The organism is Pseudomonas putida (assembly GCF_030159595.1).
GTDB lineage: Bacteria > Pseudomonadota > Gammaproteobacteria > Pseudomonadales > Pseudomonadaceae > Aquipseudomonas > Aquipseudomonas putida_AC.
Window position 1 is genome coordinate 88,668 of the sequence record NZ_BSKJ01000009.1, and the last position, 23,565, is coordinate 112,232.

Consider the following 23,565-nt stretch of genomic DNA (forward strand, 5'->3'; position numbering starts at 1 on the left):
CCCTCCACGGCCTCTACTTGCTGGCGATCGACTGAGTAGCCAGCGGACAGCTCTGGGCGTTAAGAAAACGCGATGTTTTCAGCCAGTCCTGCTGCGGGTAATAGGCGAACACATAGCTACCGCGTTGCAGTGTCTCGATCAGCTTGCCGGCAATGGCCGGCCGAACAGCAGGGCACCCCTGGCTGCGCCCCAGGCGACCAAGCCCGGGCACGACCTTGGGGTCGGCATACGCGGCAGCATGCATGACTATCGCCCGCGACATGCTGTTGTCATTGAACCCTGGTTCCAGCCCCTGCAGGCGCAGCGAGCGACCGTGCTTGCCACTGTAGGTCTGACCGGTCTCATACAGGCCGATAGACGACTGGTAGCTGTTCGGTGCGTTGGAGAACGCCGTCGGCACATCCGCGCCGCTGTTCTTGCCATGGGCGACCCATTCCTCGAACAACAGCTTCCTGGCGCGCAGGTCGAATACCCACAGGCGTTTGTCACGCGAGGCCTTGGAGTAATCGATCACCGTCAGCAACTTGTCCGCGTCGCTGTGGCTGGCGCATGCGTAGGCGGTAAGTGCCAAGGCCAGGGTCGAAAGGCTGGCGTTCGGCGCCAACTGCTGCAGCTCGGCGGCGCTAGGCAGGGATTGCGCGTGGGCGGCATGCCAGGCGCTGAGGAAAAACAGGCCAATACTGGCCAACGAGCGCCGCGCGGCTCCTCGCAATGGTTTGAAGATCGACATGGACTACCCTGATGAAAAACTGGCCGTTGTTGCCTTGATTGCAGCCAAAAGCGGCTACTTTGCTTGATTCCTGCAGCATTGCCGATCATTTCTTGACCAATGGTTTAACTTCTTCACTGCCCTCGGTGCTGATCACCGTGAATTTTCCATCGCTGCGGGTATCCCGGGTAGACGCCCAGTCGGTAATAACCAGCATCGTGCCAACGTCCATCGCGGCGCGTAGATGACGGCGGAATTCCGGGTTGATGTTCAATTGGCCCAGTTGCTCATAGGGCGTGCTCCCGTACTCCGGGTTACTCAAGCCCACCACCGACCAACGCAAGGGTAGCGCGCCATCGAGCGCCAGGGTGGATGGCTTTTGCAGCAGGGAATACACCGCCATTCCACTGCGATGCTGGCTGCCTTCAAGCGAAAGGGCTGGCGCCGAGCCAATCAACTGGCCACCGCGAAACACATAGGCGCGCACGTCGGCGCGGCTGATCAGGATCGACATTGGCCCTGCTGTCGGGTATGGGTCGTTCCAGAACTGTTGATTGCTCAATACCAAGGGGCCTTGGGCTTTGCCATCGCTGACCGTGGGCGCCAGCACCCCGGGGTGGTAGACCTCCACCGGTGCACTGTGGGTGTCGGAAACGATGACCGTGGTCGAACTGAAACCAGTGACTTCGTACAGCTTCCTGGCAAAGTCCATCGGCAGCCGCACGCAACCATGGGAGGCGGGGTACCCCGGCAGATGGCCAGCGTGCAGGGCAATACCGTCCCACGTCAGGCGCTCCATGTAGGGCATCGGGGCGCTGTTGTAGAGGCTGGATTTATGCTCGACCTTTTTCTGCAGGATGCTGAATACCCCGGTGGGGGTTTCCCGGCCTGGCTTGCCGCTGCTCACAGTGCTGACGCCGATGGCGATGCCATTGCGATACACATAGGTCCGTTGCTCGGTAAGGCTGACCACAACGGTCACTGGGCCCACCGGCGAGACTTGGGGGTACCAGAGAAACTGGCCAGGCTTGAGGCTGTCGAGCTGGCTCCTGAGTTGGGCCGGGGTCGGCACCTGCAGGGGTGTCGCCTCGACCAAGGCGGCAGCCAGTAACAGACCCAGTCCGAGCGGTACATGCAACATCGAATAGCCCCCCATAGAACCCTGCCGTCAGCTTAGTCGGAACATTCCCCGCAAAGCCACCCGTTCAATGCGTCAACCCGCGCGGGTGGTAACAACTGTGCACAAAAATGTGCACGAACTTCCCACTTCAAGGCCTGACTCGCACCGACAAAAGGCGGTAGAACGGCGCAAAAACCGCGAATTCCACAAAAGTCACGGGTTGGTACGAATCTTGTTTGTATACAAATCTAACAATAAAAGTGCACAACCATCATGGAGTCCCGATGGCGTCGATTTCACGTTCCGATGTTGGCCAACTTGATGCCCTCCCCGCCGATACGACCGAGCCCGGTCAACTGGCGTTGAGCCCGCGCCTTTACAGTGCCGACCTTGCACCCACCCGCGCGGCCAATCGCACATGGGGGCGCTACAGCCTGTTTGCGCTGTGGACCAACGATGTGCACAACATCGCCAACTACTCCTTCGCCATCGGCCTCTTCGCCCTGGGCATGAGCGGCGCGCAAATCCTTACCGCCTTCGCGCTCGGCGCGCTGGTGATCTACGGCCTGATGAACCTGTCCGGCTACATGGGCCAGAAAACCGGCCTGCCCTACCCCGTCATGTGCCGGATCAGTTTCGGCATCCATGGTGCGCAGATCCCGGCCCTGATCCGCGCGGTGATCGCTATCGCCTGGTTCGGCATCCAGACCTACCTCGCCTCGGTCGTGTTGCGCGTTCTGCTGACCGCCATCGTGCCGGACCTCAAGGCCTACGATCAGAACGCGATCCTTGGCCTGTCAACGCTGGGCTGGGTCACCTTCCTCGGCATCTGGTGCGTGCAGGTGGCGATCTTCGCCTACGGCATGGAGATGGTGCGCCGCTTCGAGTCCATCACCGGGCCGATCATCCTGGTCGCTTTCGCCTGCCTCGCGGGCTGGATGTACTGGCGCAGCGGCCTGTCGATTTCGTGGTCCAGCGGCAACGCGCCGACCGGCTCGACAATGTGGCTGAAAGTGCTCGGCGCCGCCGCGTTGTGGGTCTCGCTGTACGGCACCATGATCCTCAACTTCTGCGACTTCACCCGTAACTGCCCGGACCGGCGCACCATCAGCGTGGGCAACTTCTGGGGCCTGCCAGTGAACATGCTCGGCTTCGCGCTGATCGCCGTGGTGCTTGCCGGTGCGCAGTTCAGCATCGACGGCAAGCTGGTGCAGAGCCCGACCGAAATCGTCGCCGCCATCCCCAACACCGCCGGCCTGGTGCTGGCCTGCCTGGCCTTCCTGATCGTCACCGTGGCGGTGAACATCATGGCCAACTTCGTCGCCCCAGCCTATGTGCTCGCCAACCTGGCACCGAACCTGCTGAACTTCCGCCGCGCGGGCTTGCTCAGCGCCGGCATCGCGGTGGTGATCCTGCCTTGGCACCTGTACAACAGCCCATCCGTGATCGTGTATTTCCTCGGCGGCCTGGGCGCCCTGCTCGGCCCGTTGTACGGCATCATCGTCACCGACTACTACCTGGTGCGGCGCAGCCGGGTGAACCTGCCGCAGCTGTACAGCGAAAGCACCGAGGCCGCCTACCACTACAACGGCGGGGTCAACCTGCGTGCCGTAGCGGCATTCATCCCCGCTGCACTGATCGCCATCGTGCTGGCGCTGGTGCCGGCGTTCGATACGCTGTCGCAGTTCTCCTGGTTCTTCGGGGCAGGTTTGGGCGGGTTGATTCATTACACCATTGCCAACCGCAGTGCCAGGTATGCCGACGTTTCCGGTGAAAGCATTGCGGTGGATAGCGCGCAGCACTGAACGCTGCCAACAACCCGCCCTGGCCAGTCGACGGATCAAGCCGGGGCAGTTACGCTGGCGCTTTCCACCTGCACGGAAGCGCCAGTGAAAGAGGCATACCAAGGAAGCTGCCTGTGCGCAGCGATCAGTTACCTGCTACTTACCCCACCCAAGGCAGTAAGCCATTGCCACTGCAGCCAGTGCCGCAAAAGCCACGCGGCCGCATTCGCCTCATACGGCAGCGTTCCGCGCAACAGGCTGCGAATACTGCGCGGCGCGACTAGCCTCAAGGCGTTTGCCTCCTCCCCCACAGTAGTGCGCGAGTTTTGCGCCGAGTGCGGCTCAAGCCTGTTCTGGTCACGCACCCAGGGTGAGTTTGCCGATTGGGTTTCGATAGCGCTGGGCACGCTTGATACACCGTTTCTGCCCAAGAAGCAGAAACACGTTCATGTCGATTCTGCTGCCCCCTGGTACACAGCCTGTAGTGCTGACTGACCAGCTTTGCGGTTAATCCGAAACCCCACAAAGCCAGTACCATCCAATACGATGGTCAGGCCACTCCCTGATTGAGCAATCACGGCTAGGCACTTCGATGCCTGAACAACGGATGCTAGCGCTCACCGCACCTTCCGGAGATTCCGTTCGTTGACTGACTCACAGCACAACCCTACCTACGCAAAACGGTTCGAAGCCGTACTTGCCTACATCGACAGCCACCTTGAAGGCGACCTGTCGGTGAATGCCCTGAGCCGCATCGCCAACTTCTCGGCGTTTCACTTTCATCGGCAATTCACGGCATACATGGGCGTTCCGGTTACACGGTATGTGCAACTGATGAGGCTTCGACGTGCGGCGCATCAGCTGGTCGCCTCGCCCGCAACGCCGGTACTGGAAGCCGCATTCGGCGCTGGCTTCGAAAGCCCCGAAGCCTTTTCCAGGGCGTTCAAGCGTGCCTTCGGCATGGCGCCGAGCGTTTTTGCCAAGGCGCCGAACTGGCAGGCCTGGAGTGCGGTATTCGTTGTTCCTCACCTTTCCAGGAGTATCACCATGCAGATCCGTATCGTGGATTTCGCCGAAACCCGCGTGGCCGCGCTTGAGCACCGAGGGGCGCCAAGCCTGGTCGGCGAAAGCGTCGCGCGCTTTCGCCAATGGCGCATGCACAGTGGCCAGTCGCCCGTGGCCAGCAGCCGCACCTTCGGCATCCCCTACGACAACCCCGACACCACGCCGGCCCACGCCTTTCGCTTTGCCGTTTGTGGCGAGCTGGACGAGGCCGTAAAGCCCAATGATTTCGGCGTGCACGAACGGGTCATCCCGGCGGGGCGTTGTGCCGTGATTCGGCATACCGGCTCACCTGACTACATTGGTGAGACCATCTACCCGCTTTATCGGGACTGGTTGCCGTCCAGTAATGAAGAGCTGCGGGATCATCCGTTGTTCTTTCAGTACCTGAGTGTGTATCCGGAAACGCCGCTGGAGCAGTGGCAGACGGATGTCTATGTGCCGCTGAAGTAGCCGGAGATAGTTTTGGTGCCGGCCCCGAACAATCCCATTGTAAATAAATACTCAAGGCCGGCGCACCAGCTCTCCAGCGCCGTCCTTGTTTTTATACACTTTCGAAATTACACCCTAATTTTTCGTAGCTTCCCAGGCTAGCAGAAGGCCTTACCAGCATGCATCAGTGCCTGGCATGAGACCACAGCACTCAGCGCCACTCACAACATCACCCTATCTCAAAAAAGATATTTGTACTCATACTTATAACTCACCTCCCTCTCCACCCCTAACTTATCTTTGAACCTTAAAACAGCCTGTGTAACCTCCCCTTGACTAACGTATGAGTCATACATCATACCCACAGAGAAATCCAGATAATCCGAGTAGTAAAATGCAAACTTCATGGCGGACTTAAAAGAATCCGACTGAGTCCCCGAAGAACAGTCGATTCTAAAAATTTTCCCAGGCAACGCCGAATAAAAATCTGCCGCCTTTCGTGCCGCTCCACGGACGCACTGATACAAGCTTCTCACCTCCCCCCCCGAGTAATCCTTGCTCCGCTGAGCAAAGGTGAATTTTTGCGGCGGAAAGTCTCCATCAACACCCTGCGCAGAGTAATCCAGTGAAAGCAATTCACCGCGACTATCAAGCGTAGCAAAACCGTGATACGCAAAGAGATTAGACACTGGCTTATCAAGAATCATTGAATGCGTAACTAAAAAACCATTCTCAGATGAAACTACAGACCTCGTAGTCTTACCAATCAAAGTCAAATCGTATGTCACAGAAATAAAATTAGAACTACCAAGCGCTGCCTCTGGATCTTTCAGCAATTGCTGGCGAAGACCTTCTGACATTTTAAAATTTTGCGGCACCGCCTTTGAATCAACCGCAAAGATCGGAGAACTTAATATAGTTGCACTTAAAAAGGCAGGAATGACAATCAGCTTACCTTTCATCATACGAGCACACCTCACACTTCTCCACGGAAAAATTCTTCAAGGTCAGCTTTTTTTGACTTGCACTGTGCTCCACAACAGCATTACCGTTACTAATGATACTAATATAAGGCGTACTATCAATGTAATAACTCACTTTTGAGCATCGCGACTCATTTGAACGAACCTCATAGTCAGCACCTGTATTTGACACATGCTTCAGCGCTATCTTTGCCATGCATGCCCCTGTTACTTCCCTACAGTCACATCCCGGAGTTACCACTTTTTGGTTAGCGCGCGCTTGCCACCCCGTATCACCCTGCTGTTCGTTAAAGCTCTTTTCTACATCTTCAAACTCCGTAGCTTCACGTTCTTTGAATTTTCTATATTCTTCCTGAGCGACGCGATTTTTCTCCTCTGCATCACGTACGGATTGTTCACCGGCTTCACGCTGACGCTGGAGTTCCAGCGGGTCTTCCGGCTGACTATTGTAAATTTTGTTAAGTTGTTGCAGCCCATCTTCAAATTGCCGCATGCTTTGTTCTCGCCTCTGCGACGAGTCAAAACCTCGCGCTGAATCCATAGCTTCCTTACAGGTACGACCTGCTAGCTCTTGATAAATTGCTTGACCATTGTAAGTACCGCAATACTGGGCCGCATATGAACCACCGGAAAATATTATACCCACCAAGAAACCAATCAGCCCCAACCTAAGCTTCATTTCAAGTGTCCCTCTGAGCACCTTTAAACCACTTTCTATGCTAGCAGCCGTACCCATTACCGCCAAAAAATAAACAGCTTCTATTTGAGCAGCGTCCTGTACTAGCAGCCGGGCGAGTGACGAGCTAAGCCGGCGACTACCACCAACAGAAACGAGACGCCTATTTCTTGACACTTCATATAACGGGTCTGCGGGTTCAGCGGGCCGGGCTGGATGTTGACGCATCCTCCTGGCTCGCCTCTATTTTACTTGGCGACTTCGCGCACATAGACCTGAAAGGCCTGCAGTGCAATCAGCTCCCGATCGCCGTTGTCCAAGCCACTTTCACTCACGGCCCTGTACGATCACCTCAAGTGTGCTAGGTAGACGGCGGTTACCGAACCTCACGCCACGGCGGCCTCATGGTTGACCCGCCCGTCACCGGTAAGCGGTCGCATTACAACTAACCATCACCGTCTGGATCAAAAGTATCGTCCAAATGCAAGCCAAGCCGACACTGCAACCTGGCCGTTAATCAAGTACTCAGCAAACCGGTAGATACACCCCGTATTTCCGATTGGTTCGTGCAGTTCGACGCAGCCACACGCGCCCCGTTGTCGTCCAACTGGACCACCTTCATGACATCAGCATTCTGGACATGCTGCAGGGCCTTCACAGACTTTTGCATGCTGCGCCCCCAAGGGCGGATCTCTCATGATCCATTCAATTGGATGGCCTGGCGCCATCACCGCTTCTCGCCTAGATTGCTTAGTGGTGCAATCGCTCACGTCGAGCGCACAAACGATAATGCGCTACTCCGCCACGCAGGCTTACCTGAGGATCTTTGCTATGCAAATGTCTGCGGTTCATCGCACGACCAAAATCTATTTTGCCGTGACCCTGCTCGCGACGGTGTCTGCTTGCGTAAACTTGGAGGAGGTTCAAAAATTCTCCAGCCAGTCCGCAGCCCTGACATCGTCCAACGACATTAACAGCTATCTAAAAAATGGAAAGGCTAGACAGGAAGAATACGAATACATCAGTCAGCAACTATCTGAGGGCGTTGACTGCGGCGATAAAGCATACGTCAAAAAAACCTGCCCACCTGTATTAAACACCCCGCTCATGCCATTTGGACTTACCCCTGAAAACCAAAAATCCATTGAAAGCCTGCATAAAGTCTTATCACACTACATGGCGAATTTGGCAACCCTAGCCGGCGACGATTTGACTTCCGTCAATGGGAGCACCAACGATTTAGTTAAGAACTTAAACAACCTCCCCTCTACCGCACAATCTGACACCAAGGAGGAAAAGGAAAAACAAAATGCTGCCTATGGCGCAGTCCTGAAACTAATCAGCATCCCTCAGGACATCTGGCGACAATATGAGCTCAAGAAAATAATTGAAGAAAACGACAACAGCATCAACACCTTGACCGCGCTTCTCTCCCAAATACTAGAAGACCAGTCCGATCAGATAGCAGCGGAGCACTCATCGGTAGACCGCTGGTACTCTGAAGCCTCAGCGAAATTCCCACCAAAATCCCTTGATAGCGCACTTGCAATCACGCACTCAAAGAAAGCCGAACTCAAAGACATTGAGGCTAAAAAAAGTGCCGCCTTGAAATACTCGGCAGCGCTCAAGGCGATTGGCGACACCCATCATAAACTGGCGATCGAGTCTGGCTCACTGGATTCGAAATCTGGCAAGCAAATCATTGCTTACGTTAAAGCTGCGCGAGAGCAGGTCGTAGCTGCGCGCAAACAGTATGACGATGCATTCAAAGGAGAATCCGAAAAATGAGCCAAGAGACAATCACGTCGGAAAACCTGTACAGAATATATAAAGACCTCATGAGAGCACATGCCGAGCTGGATAAACGGATAGCCGCCGAATACAAAAAGCCCAAAGAAGATCGCGCTACACAAGAGGAGCTAGACGCACGCACGAAAGAGGCAAACGAAATACTGCAAGGCGCATCTTATGCCTACAACCTTTATGTAACTAACGCACTCAGCAAAATCAAAGGCTCCGCAGAAACCATAAACAAAGGAATAAAGGAAGCCGCCGACGTAATAAAAAAACTGAAAATCGCAGATCAAACCATAAAAGTCATATCCAAATTAATCGAAATCACAGTAGTGCTTGGGACAGCGGTCGGCAACTGGAAAAATCTTGGCAAGCTACCTGATCTGATTAAGGATCTTGCTGATCTGGTCAAGGAGGCACGAGAAGCTGAGCCTGCTTAGCTGTAAGACTTAGGGGCTACTGTTGTAGCCCCTTGATAATTGCTCAAGTGATCGCTAGGTGACTCCAGGATGCGGCCTACACGAATGATCGGCTCATCGCCTCTGCGCCCAGCCCGCTAACCGTACCAGCCCCAACCAACCCTATCTCTCGTCGCTTTGTCCAGGCCTGACCTGCCTGCTTTCGGGCGAATGTCTGGGCTTCTTGGTAGACTACGGCATCCGTTTTGTTGAGGTAGATCCGGACGGTATAGCTGACCGCCCCATCGGCCTTTTTCCTTGCACTGACCGTTGCCATTATTTGGGGGGGGTACGAGCGTTGTTGGCATTGGTACATCACACCACCGCCATTACCAAGAACGTCCCGATCTCCTAGAAATGGTACAAAATGCGTAGACCAGAATGCCCCTAGAATCAGCCTCAAAGCCAGAAAACACGCGCCCTGAGCCATCACGCCGCTTCAGCGTTGCACCCATGATGGACTGGACAGACCGCCACTGCCGCTTCTTCCTGCGCCTGCTCTCCAGCCAAACCCTGCTCTACACCGAAATGGTCACCACCGGTGCCCTGCTGCACAACGACGCCCACCGCTTCCTGCGCCACGACGTCTCCGAGCACCCGTTGGCCCTGCAATTGGGCGGCAGTGTGCCCGCCGACCTGGCTGCCTGCGCGCGTCTGGCCGAGGAAGCCGGCTACGACGAAGTCAACCTCAACGTCGGCTGCCCGAGCGACCGGGTGCAGAACAACATGATCGGCGCTTGCCTGATGGCGCACCCGGCGCTGGTGGCCGATTGCGTGAAGGCCATGCGTGATGCGGTGTCGACGCCGGTGACGGTCAAGCACCGCATCGGCATCAATGGCCGCGACAGCTACGCCGAACTGTGCGACTTCGTCGGCCAGGTGCGCGAGGCCGGCTGCCAGAGTTTTACCGTGCATGCGCGCATCGCGATTCTGGAGGGGCTGTCGCCGAAGGAGAACCGCGAAATCCCGCCGCTGCGCTACGACGTGGCAGCACAGCTGAAGGCAGACTTCCCGGACCTGGAGATCGTGCTCAACGGCGGGATCAAGACCCTCGCTGAATGCCAGGCGCACCTTGAAACCTTCGACGGTGTGATGCTGGGGCGTGAGGCGTATCACAACCCTTACCTGCTGGCCGAAGTGGACCAGCAGCTGTTTGGCAGCGATGCGCCGGTGGTCAGCCGCAGCGAGGCACTGGCACAGCTGCGGCCTTATATCGTGGCGCATATGGAAAGTGGTGGCGCGATGCATCACGTTACCCGGCACATTCTGGGGTTGGCCCAGGGGTTCAAGGGCGCACGGCGCTTCCGCCAATTGCTGTCGGCGGATATTCACAAGGCAGCTGAGCCGTTGGCGGTATTTGATCAGGCAGTGGCGTTATTGCAGGGGCGGTGACAACGAGGGCTTGGGAACCTCGGGCCGGCTTGCGACTCGAATCTTCACCTTTCGCACCACCCTTCGCGGGCAAGCCTGCTCCCACCGCTTGCCTGCATGGTTTCGACGGCCCTTGAGCGGCCGTCGGGGCTCGGGTAATGTCGAGTCATTGCACAGGACAGAGCACGCCCATGACCTCCAAGCTGGAACAACTCAAGCAGTTCACCACCGTGGTCGCCGACACCGGGGACCTGGACGCCATCACCCGCCTGAAGCCGGTCGATGCCACCACCAACCCGTCGCTACTGCTCAAGGCCGCTGCCATCCCGGGCTACGCCGACCTCCTCAAACAGGTGAAGGCCGACGCCAAGGGTAATGTCGACCTGGCCTGCGACAAGTTCGCCGTGGCCGTGGGTTCGGGCATTCTCAAGGTCATCCCGGGGCGTATCTCCACCGAAGTGGATGCGCGCCTGTCGTTCGATGAGCCGGCCCTGCTGGCCAAGGCGCGCAAGCTGATCGAGCTGTACGAGGCGGCCGGCGTTGGCCGTGACCGTGTGCTGATCAAGCTGGCCTCCACCTGGGAAGGTATTCGCGCTGCCGAAAAGCTGGAGAAGGAAGGCATCCAGACCAACCTCACTCTGCTGTTCTCCTTCGCCCAGGCGCAAGCCTGCGCTGACGCCGGGGTGTTCCTGATTTCGCCGTTCGTGGGCCGTATCTACGACTGGTACAAGAAGAGCACCGGCAAGGAATTTGTCGGTGCCGAGGACCCGGGCGTGCAGTCGGTCACGCGTATCTACAACTACTACAAGGCCAATGGCTACAACACCGTGGTCATGGGCGCCAGCTTCCGCAACATCGGCCAGATCGAACAACTGGCTGGCTGCGACCGCCTGACCATCAGCCCGGAGTTGCTGCAGCAGTTGAGCGATGACCAGGGTGAGCTGCCGCAGGTGCTGAAGCCGGGCAATGCCGGTGAGGCCAAGCAGCAGCTGAATGAAAGCCAGTTCCGCTGGGCGATGAACGAAGATGCCATGGGCACCGAGAAGCTGGCCGAGGGTATCCGCCAGTTTGCGCGGGACCAGGAAAAGCTGGAGAAGTTGATGGCAGAAAAGGCCTGATACATTTCAGGTTTGCCTGACGGGCGGGAAGTGTTCAGCATTTTCCGCCCGTTTTGTTTTTCCAAGCCTTAGTTGTGTATTGAATTCCTGGACCTCTTCGCGGGTGAACCCGCTCCCACAGGGAGCACCACAGGCCAGAAATTGGCACCGTATCTGTGGGAGCGGGCTTGCCCGCGAAGAGGCCCGATAAGCCACTCGAGCTGTCGATGACCCCCTCTACCCCATTGCCCCTCGTACTCGCCGGCCCGGTACTGCGCCGCCTGGAGCCTCAGCGCCTGGCCATCTGGCTGGTCGCCACCCAACCGCTGCACCCCGAATTGATCTGCCCAGCCAGCGCGCCCCAGGTCGATTGCCAAGTGGTCGCGGTCGGCCAGCACGCCTTCATCCACCTGCTGGACATCCACTTCAGCCACCCTCTGCCCTGCAACCAGTTGATCGACTACGACCTGCTCATAAACGGCCAGGGCATCGCGGGCTGGGCACCACACCTGCTCTACCCCGGCACCCAGCGCCCAAGCCTGGTGCTGCGCGAGCGCCTCGATCACTTGCTGCACGGTTCCTGTCGCAAGCCGCACCACCCTGCAGCCGACGGACTGCTGTGCGCCGATCGCCTGCTGCAGGCCTGCACACACCCCGAAGAGCGCCCCGCCGTTCTGCTCATGACCGGCGACCAGGTGTATGCCGATGATGTCGCCGGCCCCATGCTGCGCGCCATCCATAGCCTGATCACGCGCCTGGGCCTGTTCGACGAGCAACTGGAGGGGGCGGTGGTGCCCGACAGCCAGTCGCTGTACCAGCACCCGGCCAGCTACTACCACCGCGCCGACCTACTGCCGGCACAGGAACACAACGACACCCTGCGCGAGCGCTTTTTCGGCGGCAAGCGCAAGCCGATCTTCTCGTCCAGCAACGCCGACAACCACCTGGTGACCTTCGCCGAAGTCATGGCCATGTACCTGCTGGTGTGGTCACCGGTGCCTTGGCAGTTGGTGAACATGGACATGCCCAACGGCCTTACCGACCAACGCCAGGCCCGTTACCGACAAGAGCTGCCGTTAATCCAGGCGTTTGCCGACAACCTCGGCCAGGTGGCGCGGGTGATGGCCCACCTGCCCTGCCTGATGATCTTCGACGACCACGACATCACCGACGACTGGAACCTCTCGGCACAGTGGGAAGAAACCGCCTACGGCCACCCGTTCTCGCGGCGCATCATCGGCAACGCCCTGCTCGGCTACCTGCTGTGCCAGGCCTGGGGTAACAACCCGGACGGCTGCAAGCCACTGACCGAGCAATGCCAGGCGCTGACCGGCCAACACCAGGATGAGCTGATCGGCGAGCTGCTGCGCTTCCAGGGCTGGCAATTCAGCCTGCCCACAGACCCACCCTTGCTCGTGCTGGACACCCGCACCCGCCGCTGGCGCAGTGAAAACAGCCTGGCCAAGCCGTCCGGCCTGCTCGATTGGGAAGCGCTGAGCGAGCTGCAGCAATCACTGCTCGACCACCCGTCAGCGATCATCGTGTCACCTGCGCCGATTTTTGGCGTGAAACTGATCGAAACGGTGCAGAAGGTGTTCAGCTGGCTGGGCTATCCACTCTTGGTGGATGCCGAAAACTGGATGGCCCACCGAGGGGCGGCGCAGGTCATCCTCAACATCTTCCGCCACTCCCGTACACCAGGGCACTATGTGGTGCTGTCCGGGGACGTACACTACTCGTTCGTCTATGAAGTGCTGATCCGTCACCGCCAGCGCAGCCCACACTTGTGGCAGGTGACCAGCAGCGGAATCAAGAACGAGTTCCCCCGGCGCTTGCTGGATGTGCTCGACCGGCTGAACCGCTGGCTGTATGCGCCACGCTCGCCGTTGAACTGGTTTACCAAGCGCCGGGAGATGGAGGTGGTGCCGCGTACGCCTAACCACAGCAAGGCTGGGGAGCGGCTGTGGAATGGGGCGGGGTTGGGGCAGGTGTTTTTCGACGAACAGGGGCGGCCAGTGCGCGTGTTTCAGCTGGATGCCGAAGGTGCTGAAGCGACCGAGTTTGTTGCCGGGCGGTAGCCAGGCAACAGATCAGCTTCGCTCCAGCGCACTCACCAAGTCGTGGAAAGCTTCGCGGTTGGAGTCATTCAGGCCCATGAGGATCTTGTGCGCCTCCAGCACCTTGGAGCGCACCACGTCTTCGTTCTGGTCCTGCGACGGCAGATCGGTCAGGCATTCCGGGCACGGAATTGGACGGTCGACGATGTTGAATACCTGATCGAAACCCATCGATTGCAACAACCGGGAAATATCCGGGTTGGTGGTCACCACGGTCGGCAGCAAACCCACCTTCTGCCGCGACAGGATCGACAGCTTGGCCAACAGGCCCAGGGTGGTGCTGTCGATGCTTTCGGTTTCAGTCAGGTCGATGACAATCGCCGAGAAGTTCAGCGCAGTGAATATCTTCTCGATCGTCGCATCCAGCGCCGAACACAGGGTAAGGCGCACTTCACCGACGAATTTCAGTACGAAGGTGCCGCTCTGCTCGGCGAACTGGATTCTACCCGTACTCATTGAAGGTTCCTGCTCAACACCAATAGGGCGATATCATCCGGCATCTCCCCAAGCGTAGCCAATCCAAATCGTTGACGCAGCCCATCCAGGCTGCCACCTGCTGCCTTGACGATTTCCGGCAAGGCGGCTTCTTTATCTTTGAGCGTATCACCCGGCAAAAGGTCCAGAATGCCATCGGACATCAGGCTGAGGCTGAACGTCGGGGGCAGCTCCACTACCAGGTCCTGGTAGGTAGCCTCGTCGAACAGCCCCACCGGCAGGCCACGGCCTTCCAGGTAGCGGGCGTGCTCGGGGGTATACAGCACCGGCAGCGGCAAGTGACCGCCAACGGCGTAGGTCAGCAGACCAGACTCTTCGTCGATCACGCCGCCGACCATGGTTACATGCTTGCCCAGTTTGCTGTTGATCAGGCCACGGTTGATATGGCTGAGCACTTCCGACGGCTTGAATTCGCGCATTTTGCTGCGCTTGAGCTCGAACATGAGCCGCGTGGTCATGAATTTCAACAGCACGGTGACAAAGGCCGACGACGCGCCATGCCCGGAAACATCGGCGAGGTAGAAGGCAATGCGCCGCTCGTCCACGCGGAAGTAATCGACAAAATCACCCGACAGGTACAGCGACGGGATGATCTGATGCTCGAAAGCGAACTCGCCGGCTACCCAAGGGCTTTCCGGCAGCATGTTCATCTGCACCTGGCGACCGGCGGTCTGGTCCTCCTGCAACAGGTGCAGGCTGGCTTCCAGTTCGCGGTTGGCGGCTTCGAGCTTGTCGCGGTAGCGCTGGTTTTCCAGCACCAGACGCGAACGGTCGAGGGCGCGGCGCACCGAATGCTCGAGTACGGCCAGGTCTTCCAGCGGCTTGATCAGGTAGTCGGCGGCGCCCAGGCGCAACGCTTCCACCGCATCACTCATGACGCCGGCACCGGACACCACGATCACCGGCAATTGCGGCGCGCGCTCGCTGACCTGGCGGATCAGTTCGAGGCCGCCCATCTGCGGCATGCGCAGATCGCAGATCACGAGGTCGGGCTGGTGTTCTTCGAAGACCTGAAGCCCCTGCTGGCCATTGCCGGCCTGGAGGACGCTGAAGCCACTGTCTTCAAGATAGGCGGCGAGGCTCGCACGGACCACGTCGTCGTCATCGATGATCAGCAGCGTTGCACTGGTTTTCTGCATGTGGGCGAACGGCGCCGATTTAGGTTGGTGCAGCGGTGTCGGCAAGGCAGACGGCCAGCTACGGGAATTCTTTGTGGTCACACTCTACTTGAGTTGTAGGACAAGAACACCTGCCCGGCAACTGTCCGGCAACTGTGAGAGCTACCTTGTAAGGCGCAGACGGTACTCCCATCCGGCAAGCGTTTCAAGCATGCAAGGGTCGACCTCGCCGCTCTTTACAGGGCAAATCACCGGGAGTTATAAGAAAGTCGACCAGCGCAACCAGACAGGAAGGATGCAGCATGCCCCGCACACCCTCCAGCCACAGCGAGAAACGCGACTTTATCCGTATGCGCATCGACACCGAGGCCAGCCTTTTGCACGAAGGCCAGGTGATTGCGGCGGTGTGCCTGGACCTGTCCAGCAGCGGCATGCAAGTGCAAGCGCCGCAACGCTTTCTGGTAGGGGATCATATCGAGGTGCGGATCGACTCCGACCACCCGGCGCTCAAGGGGCTTCATGCCAGCACCGAGGTTGTATGGATTGCCGACCAGCCAGGCGGACAGCAGAAGTTCGGGCTACGGATTCTGGCCATGCATTGAGCCTGGGGCCGCTTTGCGACCCCAGGTTCACAGATCAGAAGTCGTCTTCGACCTCACCATCCTTCACCTTGAACTCGCGGTTCTGCAGGTAGGCGTTGCGAATGAAGATGTACTTGTCACCCTGAATCAGCTTCTCGGCCGACAGCAGGTCGGCGCGGGTGTCGATCACGTCCAGGGCGAAGATCGAGTTGCGTGTCGGCACATGGTCGATGTAACGGTAGGGCTTGGTGTAGGTATCCGGGTACTTGGCCACGCCGTCACGCACAGTGCTTGGGCCTAGCAACGGGATGACCACATAAGGGCCGCTCGGCACGCCCCAATAGCCCAATGTCTGGCCAAAGTCTTCGTCATTACGTTGCAGGCCCATCCTGGTGCCCACATCGAAGAAACCGCCCAAGCCGAAGGTGGTGTTGACGATAAGTCGCGCTGTGTCCACGCCCGCCGCATGGGGTTTAAGCTGCAGCAGGTCGTTGGCCAGGTTGGTCACGTCGCCCAGGTTGCGGAAAATGTTGTGGATGCCATCTTCGAGGAACTGCGGGGTGACTGCCTGGTAGCCCTTGGCCAATGGCTTGAGGGCATAAGTGTCGAGGGTATCGTTGAAGCGGAAGATCGGACGGTTGACCGCTTCCCAGGGATCTTCCTCGGTGGCTGCCTGGGTGGCTGCCACGGGCGCCAGCAGCATGCTGGCGCAGACACAGGCCTGGGTGACTCGTTCGATCACACTGGCACCGATCCTACGCATAGATGTCTCTCCATCGAATTTCTCGGCCGCAAGCGCAACGGTGCGCGCTGCTGGTAAGGCGGCAGTATAGAGGCTTGCGGGCTGATAAACAGCTTTACACATTTTTGCTCAATATTTTGTGAACAACTGTTGCGCGGGCGCACCCTGTCACAGGCTGGTAACAATCCGCGAATAGCCTGCGGACTATTTGGGGGACGTTGCCATGGACGCTGCACCCGCCTTCACTGCTGTGTTGTTCGGCTTGCGCGGCTGTCTGGTGCAAGCCGCCAATGGCGTCCCCCCCTCGCCCGCCCCCGGCGCACTGGCCACCCTCGCCAGCCTGCGCCATCGCCAGGTGCCGTGCATCTGGCTGGATGACCTCACCGCCACCCACGGCCAGCGCCTTGCCCATGTGCTGCCCGACTGGCTGCCGGGGCATCTGGTCAACGGCGTGCGCTGGCCGGCGCCCAATGCCTGCTGGCAGGCGTTGATGAGTCTGGACAGCGAACGCCTGGACGGCTGCGTGCTGGTAAGCGGCGACCCGCGCCTGCTGCAATCTGGCCTTAACGCAGGCTTGTGGACGGTGGGCCTGGCCGCCTGCAGCCCGCTCTGCGACCGCAGCTCGCAGCAATGGCAAGCCATGACCCCGCAGGAGCAAGACCTGGCCCGCGGCAAGGCGACACTGGAACTGTTCGGCCTGGGCGTACACTCGGTGATCGACCACCTGGAAGCGCTGGACACTTGCCTGCAGGACATCGCGCAGCGCCGGCGCAAAGGTGAAAAACCCTGATACAGCACCTTTGACACGGATCATGCAAAGCGGCGGCAGGTGGATTACGCTGAAGACAGGCCAGAACCTTTGCCGCTTCGCAGAGGTCCATGGTTTGCCAAGCCATTGATGGAGAACTGCCAATGCCTGCCCGCGAATTGCAAGAGCGCCTGAACAGCTTGCGCGAGCAACTGGACCGCAACGTACCGCTTTCGGAAGAAGAGCTGGCCGCGCTGCACGAAGAAGCACGCCAGATCGAGGCGCAACTGAAACTTGAGGAGGCCACGCCTGACCATAACCTGGTGGATGGCGTGAACCTGGCGATTGAACGTTTCGAGGCCGACCACCCCGACCTCACCGCCACCCTGCGCAGCATTGCCAACTCGCTGCACAGCATGGGGATCTGAAACAGCAAGGGCCGCTTCGCGCCCCATTCGCGGGACAAGCCCGCTCCCACAGGCTATTCGCTGTACTTGAGGGCAGCGCGGCACCTGTGGGAGCGGGCTTGTCCCGCGAATGGGCCGAGAAACGGCCCCAGTCATGTCAGAACTACTGACGCACCAGGCGCACGTTCTTCGGGCTGATCGCCCCGGTGCTGCGGTACGGGTTGATGTCCAGCCCACCCCGGCGCACATAGCGCGCATACACCGTCAGGTGCTCCGGCTGCAGCAGGTTCTTCAAGTCCAGGTAAATGCGTTCCACGCACTGTTCGTGGAAGTCGGCATGCTGGCGGAAGCTGATCAGGTAGGTCAGCAGGCTGGCGTGATCCAGCGCCCTGCCCTTGTACTCGACCACCACGCTGCCCCAGTCCGGCTGGCCGGTCACTGGGCAGTTGGACTTCAGCAGGTGGCTGTGCAAGGTTTCTTCCACTACCCGCTCCGGGTTGCAACGCAGCAGCTCCGGCTGCGGCTGCTCGTAGTTGCTGATGGCCACATCCAGCGCATCGATGCACAGCCCCGGCAACGCCGTCACGCCCTGGGCCTCGACCTCGGCCAAGGTGCGCACCTTCACGCCCACTGGCTTGCCGGCGGCAGCGGACAGGTCTTTCTCAAGGCAGGCCTGCAGCTCGCCCAGCGAGGCGAACACCGTCTGGTTCAGCGAGTTGAGGTACAGCTTGAACGACTTGGACTCGATGATGTTCGGCGAATCAGCCGGAATGGCGAACTCGCCGATCGCCACCACGGGCTTGCCCGAAGGCAGCAGCCAGCTCAGCTCAAAACAGTTCCAGTAATCCACGCCTTGCCAGGGCAAGGTCTGCGCGGTGACGCCCAGCTCTGCCCACTTGGCGGTACGCGGGATCGGGAACAGCTGCTCCGGGGAGTAGGTGGCGATGTATTCGCTGGACTTGCCCAGCGGAGAGTGTTCGGCTGCAGGGTGCATGGAAACTGACCTAAAGGTTCGAAATTGCCCCTAGTCTACCGGTTTTGCACCCCGCCTTGCAGGGCAAGTCACTCGATGGTCAATGCCCCGACCATGCCAGCCTGGTAATGCCCCGGCACGTTGCAGGCAAACTCGATGGGCGCCGACTTGCGGAAGGTCCAGGTCAGCTCGGCGCGCTGGCCGGGCATTACCAGCACGGTATTGCCGCCACCGTGACCATGGCCGCCATCGTGGCCCATCATCTGGCCGTGATCCATGCCTTCATGGTTCATGCTCGCCGCGAACATCTTGCCCTGCATGGCGACCATTTCCTTCTGATGCTCGGCATGCATGGCCTTGTCGCCCAGGTTGAATTCGTGAGGCAGCTTGCCCTCGTTGACCAGCACGAAGCGCACTGTTTCACCGGCTTTTACCTGCAGGTTCTTGGGCTCGAAGGCAATGTCCTTGAGCACCACTTCTACCGTGCGGGTGGCTTTGGCCGCCGGGGCCGGTTCGCCGAAAGCGAAGGTGGATGCCTCGCCGGCAATGGCAGGCAGGCTGACCAGGGCAAGGGTGGCGGCGATGAACAGGCGCTTCATGATGACTCCGGAAATGCACAACAGTATGAGGGCCACCTTAGTCAGGAACGGCTGGCAGCAACCTGACAGGGAGATTACAACTTTGTCAGCTTGAGTGGCGGCCGGGATAGTCACGTATCATTTCAAGCATCACCCGGCCCTTGCTGGAGGCAAGCCACCCAATGAAACTGCTGATCGTCGAAGACCAGGCCCGTACCGGCCAGTACCTGAGCCAGGGTCTGAGCGAAGCCGGCTTTGCCACCGAACTGGCCACCGATGGCGAGACCGGCCAGTTTCTGGCCCTGACCGGTGACCACGACCTGTTGATCCTCGATGTGATGCTGCCTGGCCGGAACGGCTGGCAGATCCTGCAAGCCGTGCGCCACGCTGGCCTGGACACCCCCGTGCTATTCCTCACAGCCCGCGACGCCGTCGAAGACCGCGTACATGGCCTGGAACTGGGCGCCGATGATTACCTGGTCAAGCCCTTCGCCTTCTCCGAGCTGCTGGCTCGGGTTCGCAGCCTGCTGCGTCGTGGCACCAGCTCCAGCCAGGAAACCACCTTGGGCCTTGCCGACCTGCGCCTTGACCTGATTCGCCGCCGCGCCGAACGCGCCGGTCAACGCATCGACCTGACCGCCAAAGAGTTCGCCCTGCTCGAACTGCTGCTGCGCCGCCAGGGCGAAGTACTGCCAAAATCGCTGATCGCCTCGCAGGTATGGGACATGAACTTCGACAGCGACACCAATGTGATCGAAGTGGCGATCCGCCGCCTGCGCCTGAAGATCGACGACCCGCACACCAACAAGCTGATCCATACCGTACGCGGCATGGGCTATGTACTCGAAGAGCGCACCGAGTGATGCGTCGGGCTTCCCTCGGCAGCCGCCTGGCCCTGTTGTTCGCCGCCTGCACCGCCGCCGTCTCGCTCGGCGCCGGGCTGCTGTTCAGCCGCGCCAGCGAACAGCACTTCGTCGAACTTGACCAGCAACTGCTGGACTCGCGGCTATCGCTGTTCCGTACGCAACTGTCCGGCATCAGCACGCCAGATGAGCTACAAGCCCGCCTGCCCGAGCTGCGCGATGAGCTTAGCCACCAGGCCGATCTGGCCCTGCGCATCAGCGGCAACGACGGCGCCACCTGGTTCGAAAGCCACACAGGGCTGCCGCAAGCAACGCCGCCTGCCGGGCTTGCCACCCTGCATGCGCAAGGCACCGATTACCGCAGTGTGAGCGTACACCTGGCGCAGGGCACAACACCGTCGCCGCAACTGACGCTCTACCTCGACATCACCCATCACCAGCACTTCCTGCAGGGCATGCAGCGCCTGATCTGGCTGACTGTCGGCCTGTCCGCACTGGCCACCGCGCTACTGGGTGCCTGGGCCGTACGCAGCGGTCTACGTCCTTTGCGGCAGATGGGCAAGGTGGCCGCCAGCGTATCGGCACGCTCACTCACCACCCGCCTGCAGGTGGCGCAGATGCCCGAGGAGCTGGCCGAACTGGCCAGCAGCATGAACGCCATGCTGCAGCGCCTGGACGATGCCTTCCAGCGTCTGTCGGCGTTTTCTGCCGACATCGCCCATGAGCTGCGCACACCGCTCTCCAACCTGCTGACCCACACCCAGGTCACCCTCACCCGCCCACGCAGCCTGGAAGAATACCGGGAGGCATTGCATGGCAACCTGGAGGAGCTGCAGTGGATGGCGCAGATGATCAACGACATGCTGTTCCTGGCCAAGGCAGACCACGGCCTGTTGGTGCCGGGGCATACGCCGCTGCTACTGCACGAGGAAGTGAACGCGCTGCTGGAGTACTACGCGCCGCTGGCCGAGGACAGCGGTGTGCAGATGTTGCGTGAGGGTGAGGCCGTGTTGCAGGGCGACCGACATATGCTGCGGCGAGCGTTGTCCAACCTGCTGGATAACGCCATGCGCTTTACGCCGGCGGGCGGGCAGATAAGGGTAACGCTGGAGCCGGGGCCTACAATCTGCGTGGCCAATACCGGGCAGGCTATCGACCCTGAGGCGTTACCACGGTTGTTCGACCGCTTCTACCGGGTCGACCCGGCGCGACGGGAAGGCAGCAGCGAGCATGCGGGGTTGGGTTTGGCGATTACCCGGTCGATCGTGCAGGCCCATGGCGGGTGCATCCGGGCGGAATGTACGGATGGATGGACGCGATTCGTGATCGAGTTCACTCAGGATCGGTGAAACGGGGGCTGCTTCGCAGCCCATCGCCGGCAAGCCAGCGCCCACAGGTACAGCGCTGGCTTTGGGCTTGATGCAATCCTGTGGGAGCTGGCTTGCCGGCGATAGGGCCCTCAGCTGTTACTCAAACCGCCAGGCCAATCGCCGGCTGCACCTGCGATGCCCGATATGCCGGGTAAATCGTCGCCAGGAAGCTCATCACCAGGCCCGCAGTGCAGATGATCGCCACATCCCCCCACTGCAACTGCGACGGCAAGCTGCTGACAAAGTACACATCCGACGTAAAGATGTGCTGCCCGCTCACCCGCTCCAGCCAACCGACGATCTGGCTGACATTGAACGCCGCAATCACCCCCAGCACGCCACCAATCAGCGTCCCGACAACACCGATCAAGCTGCCCTGGACCATGAACGTGCCCATGATTTGTGCCGGCGTGGCGCCCAACGTACGCAGGATGGCAATGTCCGGCCCCTTGTCGTTCACCACCATCACCAAGGTTGCAATGATGTTGAATGCCGCCACGGCGATGATCATCATCAGCAGAAGGCCGATCATGGTCTTTTCCATCTTCATGGCGCTGAACAGGCTGCCTTGTGTGTGCGACCAGTCATCGGCGCGGTAGGCGTCACCCAGCCCGGCGGCGATCGCCTTGGACACCTGCGGCGCGGCATACAGGTCATGCAATTTCAGGCGCACACCCTGTACCTGGCCCGGCGCCCAGCGCTGCATCTCACCGGCATCGGCCATGTGGATATAGGCCTGCGAACCATCCAGCTCGGCGCCGACCTTGAAGATACCGACCACCGTCAGGCGCTGCATGCGCGGGGTGATACCGCCCGGCTCCTTGCTGATTTCCGGCACGATCAGGGTCAGCTTGTCGCCGGTATTCAGGCGAAAGCGCCGCGCGGTCAACTCACCGATGACCACGCCGAACTCGCCCGGCTGCAGGTCCTGCAGGCGGCCCTGAACGATGTGCTGGCCCACGATAGAGACCTTGCCCTCTTCGGCCGGGTCGATACCGCCTACCTGGATCGGCTGCATCGCGCCCTTGTACGACAGCATGCCCTCCATTTCGGTAATCGGCGCTGCCGCCATCACCGCCGGGTTCTGCATGGCTGCGTCGGCCACCTTGCGCCAGTCGTCCAGCGGCTGCACACCGAGGATGGCGGCATGTGGCACCAGGCCGAGGATGCGCGAGCTCATTTCGCGCTGGAAGCCGTTCATCACCGACAGCACCACAATCATCGCCAGCACGCCCAGCGACAGGCCGATCATCGAGGTCATCGAGATGAACGAGATGAAGTGGTTGCGGCGCTTGGCTCGGGTGTAGCGCGCGCCGATGAAGATGGGCAAGGGTCTGAACATGTACGAAATCACCCAATGAAAACAGGAAAACGGGGTAGCACCTGCTACCCCGAGCAGTCGATCAGATCGCCACCAGGTGGCCGTCGTCGAGCTTCAATACACGGTCCATCTGCCGCGCCAGGTTGAGGTCGTGGGTAACCACCAGAAACGCCGTGCGCGAAGCACTGGACAGTTCCTGCATCAGTTCCTGGATGCCCTGGGCGGTATGGTGGTCGAGGTTACCGGTTGGCTCGTCGAGCATCACCAGGCCTGGGCGATTGACCAGTGCCCGGGCAATCGCCACGCGCTGGCGCTCACCGCCAGACAGCTCGGCCGGTTTGTGGTTCAGGCGGTGGCCCAGGCCCACGCGCTTGAGCAGCGCCTCGGCACGCTCACGCGCCTCAGGGATAGGCGTGCGGCCGATCAACAGCGGCATGCACACGTTCTCGATGGCAGTGAATTCCGGCAGCAGGTGGTGGAACTGGTAGACAAAACCCAGCTCGCGGTTGCGCAGCAGGCCACGGGCACGCTCGCCCAGTGCCGAAAGCTCTTCGCCAGCCAGCCAGACGCTGCCTTGGGTCGGCCGATCCAGGCCGCCCAACAGGTTGAGCAAGGTGCTCTTGCCAGAGCCCGAGCTACCGACGATGGCAATGCGCTCACCGGCGTGCAGCTCCAGGTTGAGGCCGGACAGCACCTTTACCGACTCCGGGCCCTCGTCGTAGGACTTGCCCAGGTTACGGCAACTCAGAACGGCTTTATCACTCAT

General features: G+C 59.8%; 24 protein-coding genes. 13 read left to right on the forward strand and 11 right to left on the reverse strand.

The genetic code is table 11. The features are described 5' to 3' along the window. Positions 1 to 13 precede the first annotated feature (13 nt). On the reverse strand, positions 14 to 730 hold the full coding sequence (locus QQL85_RS19890; RefSeq protein WP_284356451.1) for a murein L,D-transpeptidase catalytic domain family protein: 717 nt from the start codon (positions 728 to 730) through the stop codon (positions 14 to 16). 85 nt (positions 731 to 815) lie between these two features. Continuing rightward, a complete protein-coding gene (locus QQL85_RS19895; RefSeq protein ID WP_284356452.1) occupies positions 816 to 1,850 on the reverse strand; it encodes a L,D-transpeptidase in 1,035 nt (344 codons plus the stop codon). Positions 1,851 to 2,113: 263 nt separating this feature from the next. Here QQL85_RS19895 and QQL85_RS19900 point away from each other — a divergent pair, with 263 nt between their 5' ends. The 3 genes from QQL85_RS19900 (at position 2,114) to QQL85_RS19910 (ending at position 5,128) form a co-directional block, all read left to right on the forward strand. Continuing rightward, entirely contained in the window at positions 2,114 to 3,634 is a 1,521-nt protein-coding gene (locus QQL85_RS19900; RefSeq protein WP_284356453.1) for an NCS1 family nucleobase:cation symporter-1, read from the forward strand. Positions 3,635 to 3,718: 84 nt separating this feature from the next. Continuing rightward, positions 3,719 to 4,108, forward strand: coding sequence for a GFA family protein (locus tag QQL85_RS19905; protein ID WP_284356454.1), 390 nt, complete (start codon positions 3,719 to 3,721; stop codon positions 4,106 to 4,108). 150 nt (positions 4,109 to 4,258) lie between these two features. Beyond that, positions 4,259 to 5,128, forward strand: a complete 870-nt coding sequence (locus tag QQL85_RS19910) for an AraC family transcriptional regulator (protein WP_284356455.1) — start codon at positions 4,259 to 4,261, stop codon at positions 5,126 to 5,128. A 218-nt stretch (positions 5,129 to 5,346) separates the two neighbouring features. Here QQL85_RS19910 and QQL85_RS19915 read toward each other — a convergent pair whose 3' ends face one another. Together QQL85_RS19915 and QQL85_RS19920 are read right to left on the reverse strand one after the other, a co-directional pair. After that, a complete protein-coding gene (locus tag QQL85_RS19915) occupies positions 5,347 to 6,069 on the reverse strand; it encodes a hypothetical protein (protein WP_284368777.1) in 723 nt (240 codons plus the stop codon). Next, the gene (locus QQL85_RS19920; RefSeq protein ID WP_284356457.1) at positions 6,059 to 6,994 is read right to left on the reverse strand and encodes a hypothetical protein; all 936 of its coding nucleotides are present in this window, start codon (positions 6,992 to 6,994) and stop codon (positions 6,059 to 6,061) included. Before QQL85_RS19920 ends, QQL85_RS19915 begins: the two co-directional genes overlap by 11 nt. Positions 6,995 to 7,462: 468 nt before the next feature. Between QQL85_RS19920 and QQL85_RS19925 the strand changes: the two genes are divergently transcribed. The 5 genes from QQL85_RS19925 to QQL85_RS19950 all read left to right on the forward strand — a co-directional run bounded on the left by QQL85_RS19925 (position 7,463) and on the right by QQL85_RS19950 (position 13,564). Then, the gene (locus QQL85_RS19925; RefSeq protein WP_284356458.1) at positions 7,463 to 8,554 is read left to right on the forward strand and encodes a hypothetical protein; all 1,092 of its coding nucleotides are present in this window, start codon (positions 7,463 to 7,465) and stop codon (positions 8,552 to 8,554) included. Continuing rightward, positions 8,551 to 9,000 (forward strand): hypothetical protein, encoded by a 450-nt coding sequence (locus QQL85_RS19930; RefSeq protein ID WP_284356459.1) that lies wholly within the window; start codon positions 8,551 to 8,553, stop codon positions 8,998 to 9,000. The genes QQL85_RS19925 and QQL85_RS19930 overlap by 4 nt, the downstream gene beginning before the upstream one ends. Before the next feature lie 399 nt (positions 9,001 to 9,399). Beyond that, positions 9,400 to 10,410: a tRNA dihydrouridine(20/20a) synthase DusA gene (dusA, locus tag QQL85_RS19940; protein WP_284356460.1), complete on the forward strand. Its 1,011-nt coding sequence runs from the start codon at positions 9,400 to 9,402 to the stop codon at positions 10,408 to 10,410. A gap of 170 nt (positions 10,411 to 10,580) precedes the next feature. Further along, positions 10,581 to 11,507: a transaldolase gene (gene tal, locus QQL85_RS19945; RefSeq protein WP_284356461.1), complete on the forward strand. Its 927-nt coding sequence runs from the start codon at positions 10,581 to 10,583 to the stop codon at positions 11,505 to 11,507. A 206-nt stretch (positions 11,508 to 11,713) separates the two neighbouring features. Beyond that, a complete protein-coding gene (locus QQL85_RS19950; protein WP_284356462.1) occupies positions 11,714 to 13,564 on the forward strand; it encodes an alkaline phosphatase D family protein in 1,851 nt (616 codons plus the stop codon). 12 nt (positions 13,565 to 13,576) lie between these two features. Here QQL85_RS19950 and rssC read toward each other — a convergent pair whose 3' ends face one another. Further along, positions 13,577 to 14,059, reverse strand: a complete 483-nt coding sequence (gene rssC / locus QQL85_RS19955; RefSeq protein WP_019096598.1) for an anti-sigma factor antagonist RssC — start codon at positions 14,057 to 14,059, stop codon at positions 13,577 to 13,579. Next, positions 14,056 to 15,237, reverse strand: a complete 1,182-nt coding sequence (gene rssB, locus QQL85_RS19960) for a two-component system response regulator RssB (protein WP_284356463.1) — start codon at positions 15,235 to 15,237, stop codon at positions 14,056 to 14,058. Before rssB ends, rssC begins: the two co-directional genes overlap by 4 nt. Positions 15,238 to 15,518: 281 nt before the next feature. Here rssB and QQL85_RS19965 point away from each other — a divergent pair, with 281 nt between their 5' ends. Continuing rightward, positions 15,519 to 15,818, forward strand: coding sequence for a PilZ domain-containing protein (locus tag QQL85_RS19965; protein WP_284356464.1), 300 nt, complete (start codon positions 15,519 to 15,521; stop codon positions 15,816 to 15,818). 34 nt (positions 15,819 to 15,852) lie between these two features. Here QQL85_RS19965 and QQL85_RS19970 read toward each other — a convergent pair whose 3' ends face one another. After that, positions 15,853 to 16,560, reverse strand: coding sequence for an MlaA family lipoprotein (locus QQL85_RS19970; RefSeq protein WP_284356465.1), 708 nt, complete (start codon positions 16,558 to 16,560; stop codon positions 15,853 to 15,855). Between the two features lie 202 nt (positions 16,561 to 16,762). On the opposite strand from QQL85_RS19970, the gene QQL85_RS19975 reads away from it, so the two are divergent. Further along, positions 16,763 to 17,329, forward strand: a complete 567-nt coding sequence (locus tag QQL85_RS19975; protein WP_284356466.1) for a phosphonoacetaldehyde phosphonohydrolase-related protein — start codon at positions 16,763 to 16,765, stop codon at positions 17,327 to 17,329. 122 nt (positions 17,330 to 17,451) lie between these two features. Beyond that, positions 17,452 to 17,715 (forward strand): DUF4404 family protein, encoded by a 264-nt coding sequence (locus QQL85_RS19980; RefSeq protein WP_051098863.1) that lies wholly within the window; start codon positions 17,452 to 17,454, stop codon positions 17,713 to 17,715. A gap of 142 nt (positions 17,716 to 17,857) precedes the next feature. On the opposite strand, the gene queF is transcribed toward QQL85_RS19980, so the two are convergent. Together queF and QQL85_RS19990 are read right to left on the reverse strand one after the other, a co-directional pair. Continuing rightward, complete coding sequence (gene queF / locus QQL85_RS19985) at positions 17,858 to 18,688, reverse strand: NADPH-dependent 7-cyano-7-deazaguanine reductase QueF (RefSeq protein ID WP_284356467.1); 831 nt, start codon at positions 18,686 to 18,688, stop codon at positions 17,858 to 17,860. A gap of 68 nt (positions 18,689 to 18,756) precedes the next feature. Next, the gene (locus QQL85_RS19990) at positions 18,757 to 19,266 is read right to left on the reverse strand and encodes a cupredoxin domain-containing protein (protein ID WP_284356468.1); all 510 of its coding nucleotides are present in this window, start codon (positions 19,264 to 19,266) and stop codon (positions 18,757 to 18,759) included. Between the two features lie 161 nt (positions 19,267 to 19,427). On the opposite strand from QQL85_RS19990, the gene cinR reads away from it, so the two are divergent. Together cinR and QQL85_RS20000 are read left to right on the forward strand one after the other, a co-directional pair. Then, complete coding sequence (gene cinR / locus QQL85_RS19995) at positions 19,428 to 20,108, forward strand: two-component system response regulator CinR (protein WP_284356469.1); 681 nt, start codon at positions 19,428 to 19,430, stop codon at positions 20,106 to 20,108. Beyond that, positions 20,105 to 21,457 carry a heavy metal sensor histidine kinase gene (locus QQL85_RS20000; RefSeq protein ID WP_284356470.1) on the forward strand — a complete coding sequence of 451 codons (1,353 nt, stop codon included), beginning with the start codon at positions 20,105 to 20,107 and terminating at the stop codon, positions 21,455 to 21,457. Before cinR ends, QQL85_RS20000 begins: the two co-directional genes overlap by 4 nt. 121 nt (positions 21,458 to 21,578) lie before the next feature. Here QQL85_RS20000 and QQL85_RS20005 read toward each other — a convergent pair whose 3' ends face one another. Both QQL85_RS20005 and lolD read right to left on the reverse strand, forming a co-directional pair. After that, the gene (locus QQL85_RS20005; RefSeq protein WP_284356471.1) at positions 21,579 to 22,820 is read right to left on the reverse strand and encodes a lipoprotein-releasing ABC transporter permease subunit; all 1,242 of its coding nucleotides are present in this window, start codon (positions 22,818 to 22,820) and stop codon (positions 21,579 to 21,581) included. Positions 22,821 to 22,881: 61 nt separating this feature from the next. Further along, positions 22,882 to 23,565, reverse strand: coding sequence for a lipoprotein-releasing ABC transporter ATP-binding protein LolD (lolD, locus tag QQL85_RS20010; RefSeq protein ID WP_284356472.1), 684 nt, complete (start codon positions 23,563 to 23,565; stop codon positions 22,882 to 22,884).